The sequence below is a fragment of the Asticcacaulis biprosthecium C19 genome (assembly GCF_000204015.1).
Classification (GTDB): Bacteria; Pseudomonadota; Alphaproteobacteria; order Caulobacterales; family Caulobacteraceae; genus Asticcacaulis; species Asticcacaulis biprosthecius.
The window spans coordinates 1,023,253-1,028,681 of sequence record NZ_GL883077.1; the positions used below are offsets into that span (position 1 = coordinate 1,023,253).

The following is a 5,429-nucleotide window of genomic DNA, read 5'->3' on the forward strand; positions in this document are numbered from 1 at the left end:
GGAGGGGTCCTCTTTACGTCGACGTGTCAACATTATCGTTGGTTGGTATTAGAACTCATCCCAGAAGGATAGCCATAATGACCAAAAAACTGGATCGCAGAGCCGTGCTGAGTGCCTCCGCCGCCTTGGCTGTACTTGCCAGCGACGCCGGCAGGGTCCTGGCGCATCCCGCCGGGGACGCGGCGTCATCCAATCCGATATTCCGCGACGTCTTTACGGCCGATCCGGCGGCACTGGTCTATCAGGATCGCCTGTACGTCTATGCCGGCCATGACAATGCAAAAGAAGGCCAGTTCTTCACCATGCCGGGCTGGCGCCTCTATTCCAGCGACGATGCCAAGGCATGGACATCTCATGGCTACGTCTTGCGGCCGGAAGCCTTTTCCTACGGCCGGGCCGACGTCGCCTGGGCGGCGCAGGTGGTCGAAAAGGACGGCAAGTTCTATTTCTACACAACCTTGCGGCTGCGGGAGTCCGAGCACCACGCCATCGCCGTCGCGGTGGGAGATCGGCCGGAAGGGCCTTTCACCGATGCGCGCGGAACGCCCCTCATTACCGACGGCATGACGACGGATTCCAAACGGACCAATGCCGATATCGATCCGACCGTCTTTATCGACGTCGATGGCACCGCATGGATGGCCTGGGGGAACGGCGACTGTTATCTCGTCAAGCTCAAGCCCAACATGATTGAACTCGACGGTCCCATCCACAGGCTGGACCTGGTCAACTATGCCGAAGGGCCGTGGCTCTTCCGTCGCGGCGACCTGTATTACAATGTCTATGCCGGCGAGTTCAACGGCAGCGCGCCGGAGCACATTGGCTATTCAACGGCGCCGTCCATGCTGGGGCCCTAGACCTATCGCGGACTGGTCACCGGCCCCGCCAAGGTCGGCTTCACCATCCATCCGGCGATGGTCGAGTTCAAAGGCCAGTGGTATTTCTTCTACCATGATGGATCTGTAAGTCTGAACGGCATAAAGGGCGACGATGTCCGCAGAAGCGTGGCCGTCCAAACCTTCAATTTCAATCCGGATGGCACGATCCCGTACATCGTCCAGTCGTAACCCTGGAACGACTGGGCAAGCGTACCAGATCTGTACGAAATCGTGCGTCGGAGCCGACCTTCTCTCCCGGCCTGCCTATGTCTACCAAACCCTATGGCTCTCCACATCGGCGACCACGGCCGTTTTGGCCACCACGCCGCCGCATATTTTTGTGAAAAGGTTGGGGCCGCACCACAACGGCGCCGTAGCGTCATCCTGGTACGGCCGCACCGACGATCTACGGAATAGACCTGAGATTGACTGAGTTGCTGCCCGGGCTTGTTATACGTACCGTGTAGCCTCGGTTTTCAACAACCGCATCGGACCCCAGACCCACATGGAAGCACAGCGGTCCCAGGCTTTCGCGGGCGATCGCCACGGTCTGGGTCGGGCGCGGGAAGGTGTCGATCTGCGTAGCGCCCGCCGCCAGGGTGCCGGTAAAGGTCATCGTGTCAACCACGGTACCACCCAGGCGCAGCTCTGCCGTGACCGTCCCGGTAAAGGCGGCATTGCCGCTGTTGCGGATACCCCAGGTGAGGTTACCCAGGGTCGTCTGGCCCAGGGCGACGGTCCGCACACCATTAGGCCCAGGGGCCGGCTGGGGCAGGGCGGCACACCAGGCTTCGCTTTGCAATGCGCTCAGGATCTGCGAATTTTCCCCCGGCAGGTTCCCGACCGTGGTGGTGCCGCCGCTGGTGATATAGAGCCGGTTGCCGGGATCAAAAGCGGTGATGTTCGCGGCAGCCGGCGGCGGTGGCGGCGGGGTGGGGGCAGCGACGGCCTGATAGTTGAAATTGGCCGAAGCGATATTCGACCCCATGAAACGGCGGCGGAAATCGGTTTCGCTGGCCCACACAGTGTCATTGACCTCGCGTCGGGTGAGCGAATTGCTGAACACAATGGCGGTCCCTGCGCGTGGCTGACGGTACAGGCTCAGGCTGGGTTGAAGGCTGAAGAACCAGGTTCCGGCGGCAGAGATGTTTTCCCATCGCACCGTGCCGCTGAACCGGCTGGCCTCAATGGTCGGGGTGATCATGCGGGCGGTACCGGTGACCGTCGCCAGATTACCGTTATTCAGCGCGATCTGGGTGAATTGGCCCAGATTGCTCCCCAGCACTTCCGGCCGACGCTCGATGGTCGGGACACGTCCAGTGTTGTCGAGCGCCATGCGCGACTGGATCTGGGGCAGAGGCCGGATCGCAAACCCATGCACCTCCGCCAGGGGGACAAAGTCCGGCGCACATTGCGGCGGGATGCCGGCTTCGAGATTGAAGTTTTGCGGCAGGCACGGATCGTTTGGATTGATGATGCGGGGCGGGTTGGTCAGGATGCTTTCATTGAAGGCGTACAGTTCCAGCCCCCCAAACAGCTTCTGGGTGGTCGTGCTCACCGGGCTGGTGAAGCGGATGGTCATAACCTTGTCCGTCGCTTTTTCACCGCAGGCGGTGTTGCCGTTGCGGCGCGACACAACCGACGCCGTCACATCCGGAGCCGTGTCGAAATTGACGACAACCCGCTGAACCAGATCCAGGTTGTTTCCGACCAGCACAAGTCCGGTATCACCGGCAAAGATATCGAGATGCCGGCCGCTGCCGGAATCGGCGCGGTAAATGACTGGATTGGTCAGGCCGGCCGGATCGTAGATGCCGCAGGTGGCGTCCGACGTATCGACGCCCATGATATAGGCCAGTTTCGCCTTGCGGACGGTCGTGACGATCGGCGGCTTGGGGACCGGCTTGAGCAGCACGGGTGGTTTGACGACGGTTTGCGCCGAGGCGCTCATCAGGGGCAGGGCACTTACGCCCAGCGTCAGCAGGGCAGACAGGATCATTGCGCGGGACATGTTGTCTCCTCGAGAAAAAGGTTAAAATAAAACGGGAATTTACTCGGGTGGCCCGACGGCGAACTATTTGGGGCCGGCGTACATTTAGGGGGCTTAGGGTTTGGCGTGTTTAGGGGGCTTTCCTCCTCATGATGGTTATGATGGTGAAGGTCGTTACGGCAGCAGCAGATCCTTCAGGATCTCCCCCTGATCGTTGGGCAAATCGGGCCAGGTCAGGCGGGCATCGTCATTGCGGGCCCGGGTGAACAATCGCCCCCGTTCCAGCTTGCCGGCGATCTGACCCAGATCGCTACCCGGCGCGATGACCGTGCTCCACTGGCCGATAAGTTGTTCGATCTGGGCCGGTCTGGCCCATTGCGGTCCGGCAAAGGCCATCGATGGCGATGGTGTTACCAGCACCAGAACAGCGTCGCGCTTGTCGGTGGTGATGCGGCGGTTGAAGGCCGATCCGACCACGGGCACGTCGCCGACCAGCGGCGTCTTGGTGGTCGAGGAGTCGCGAACGCTTTCGGACAGGCCTGACAGGATCAGGGTCGTGCCGAAGGCGACCTCGACGGTCGTGCTGACCGTCTGGCGCCAGGTATTGAGCGACTCGTTGAAATTGCCGGCAGGCTCGCCCGACAGGAAGGAGCGCGTCACCTCAATGCGCAGCCGCGTCCCCGTCGCAGTTATCTCGACGGGCGTCACCTTGATCTGGGTGCCGATGTCGATGGTTTCCAGTTGCGAGAAGTTGACGCCGGTCACGGCAACCTTGGCTGAGCGGCCAACGAAAAAGTCGGCGGGCTCACCGCGATAGGCCGTCAGCATTGGCCGCGCCACGACCTGGTAATACTGTCCGAAGCGGTTGAACAGGTTCATATTATAGGTCAGTTGCGGGATGGAAATGGCCTCGGTCACCGTGCGCTGCATATTGCGGTTACCTTGCGCATCACCGGTCGTGGTGCGTTGGCTTTGCAGACCATACTGCGCCGTCAGCCCGTCCAGCAGGTTGATGCCGATACTGTCGCGCTGCGATGTCTGCGACAGGATGATGGCGACATCGACCGAGATCTGGTCGGGAGCCACAGGAACCTCCGGACCGTCGCTGACCGGTGTCGCCGCGTCTTCGGTTCGCACCAAGTCGCTGATGCGGACATGCATCGGGGCGGCGGCCTCAGGGCGCAATTCGGCATAACGGGCATAGCTTTGCCACGCCTCCGCCTTGCGCCCTGTGGCGGCATAGGCCAGGCCGGAAAGGCGCACCGCCTCGGCGTGGGTCTGGGCATCTGCGGGAAGTTGCGTCACTCGCTCCGCGGCCAGCGCCGCCAGTTGCGGATCGCCGGACATGTAGGCGCTCATCGACAGGGCCAGCAGGGCCCGCGTGTCGTCCGGGCGCATCATCACGGCACGGGCGAAATAGCCCTGGGCCTCTTCGTAACGTCCCCGGTCATACACCGCCTTCCCGGCCAGGGCCGCCGCCCAGAAGGCGTCCTGGTCGCTGCGCAGCGCCAGGTCGTAGCCAGCCGCCGCCAGATCAAGCGTCTCGGGATCGCCCTTGGCCGCCGCATGATAGGTGAGCGCCAGAAGGGTCTGGGCATTGGGATCGTTCGGATTGCGCGCCGCCGCATCACCGAAGCCGGCCATCGCCGTCGAGGTATCGCCGGCCATCAGGGCGTCCCTGGCTTGCATCAGGCGGGCACCTGCCGGCTGGCTGTGCGCCGCCATACCCAGAGCTGAAGGCGGTTGCGTTATGGCGCAGGCGGACACGCTGCACAGCAACAGGGCAGTCATAGACAGATGACGCAGGACCATGGTTCAGGACTCCAGTGACCACACGGCTTTGACCGTGGGTGATGAAAAGGCGAGGAAGGGCCCCGACGGCGCGTGGGCAAAGCTCCAGTCGCGGAAGAAGGCGTCGTTGATCGGCAGGGCCTGACCCGAGCCCATGGCGCCGCAGTTCGTGCCGCAGGCGCGGGCCAGAGGCATCGGCTTCAGGCCTTGGTACAGGGCATGAAAGGCGTCGTTCCGGACGCTGCCATTCACGGGCTGGTCCAGCCCCCCCGCCGCCGAGATCAGCCGGTTGAGATCGACCGGCGCCAAAGCGCGGACACTACGGCTGACGGCAGGATCCTTGGGATGGTAAAGCCCGGCGCGACGGGCATGGACGTCGATGGCCGCACCGTTGACGATCAGCAACACAACCTGCGTGTTGCCGTAATCGGCTATATGACAGATGGCGCTTTGCCGCGCGGTCAGCACCGACTTGACACCGGGACGAAACGCGAAAGCCGGCGCAGCCCGCAGCGATCCTGCGGCCGCTGTGGCGGTCAGCAGTCCGGCGCTGAGAACGGTTCGGCGGGTCGGCAGGTGCATGGCGTAAGGCCCGGTTGAGGAGGCCTCCAGCATGACGCCATGACGCGAAATTGCGATGTTGCAAACTGTTGCACGACGCGGGTAATCGTCGCGCGGCCATGTCGCAAACCGTTGTGAAACAAAGGTTCTCTGGTGCAGCGGCTAATACCAACCCCAAAAAGACGGACACATCCTCTCAGATAAGGAGA

The 5,429-nt window shown here is 62.5% G+C and carries 4 protein-coding genes; 1 reads left to right on the forward strand and 3 read right to left on the reverse strand.

Translation table 11 applies throughout. The annotated features are described in order from the left end of the window. Positions 1 to 77 precede the first annotated feature (77 nt). Positions 78 to 857 (forward strand): family 43 glycosylhydrolase, encoded by a 780-nt coding sequence (locus tag ABI_RS05175; RefSeq protein WP_006271796.1) that lies wholly within the window; start codon positions 78 to 80, stop codon positions 855 to 857. Positions 858 to 1,284: 427 nt separating this feature from the next. On the opposite strand, the gene ABI_RS05180 is transcribed toward ABI_RS05175, so the two are convergent. The 3 genes from ABI_RS05180 to ABI_RS05190 form a co-directional block, all read right to left on the reverse strand. Beyond that, positions 1,285 to 2,889 carry a hypothetical protein gene (locus ABI_RS05180; protein ID WP_006271798.1) on the reverse strand — a complete coding sequence of 535 codons (1,605 nt, stop codon included), beginning with the start codon at positions 2,887 to 2,889 and terminating at the stop codon, positions 1,285 to 1,287. A 153-nt stretch (positions 2,890 to 3,042) separates the two neighbouring features. After that, a complete protein-coding gene (locus ABI_RS05185) occupies positions 3,043 to 4,680 on the reverse strand; it encodes a secretin GspD/PilQ domain-containing protein (RefSeq protein ID WP_006271799.1) in 1,638 nt (545 codons plus the stop codon). 3 nt (positions 4,681 to 4,683) lie between these two features. Continuing rightward, a complete protein-coding gene (locus ABI_RS05190; RefSeq protein WP_040308606.1) occupies positions 4,684 to 5,241 on the reverse strand; it encodes a hypothetical protein in 558 nt (185 codons plus the stop codon). Between the last annotated feature and the right edge of the window lie 188 nt (positions 5,242 to 5,429).

What these genes read in the sequence shown, in the direction of transcription:
- ABI_RS05175 (WP_006271796.1), top strand. Translation starts at nt 78, where the DNA reads ATGACCAAAAAACTGGATCGCAGAGCCGTGCTGAGTGCCTCCGCCGCC.
- ABI_RS05185 (WP_006271799.1), bottom strand. Translation starts at nt 4,680, where the DNA reads ATGGTCCTGCGTCATCTGTCTATGACTGCCCTGTTGCTGTGCAGCGTG.
- ABI_RS05190 (WP_040308606.1), bottom strand. Translation starts at nt 5,241, where the DNA reads ATGCACCTGCCGACCCGCCGAACCGTTCTCAGCGCCGGACTGCTGACC.
- ABI_RS05180 (WP_006271798.1), bottom strand. Translation starts at nt 2,889, where the DNA reads ATGTCCCGCGCAATGATCCTGTCTGCCCTGCTGACGCTGGGCGTAAGT.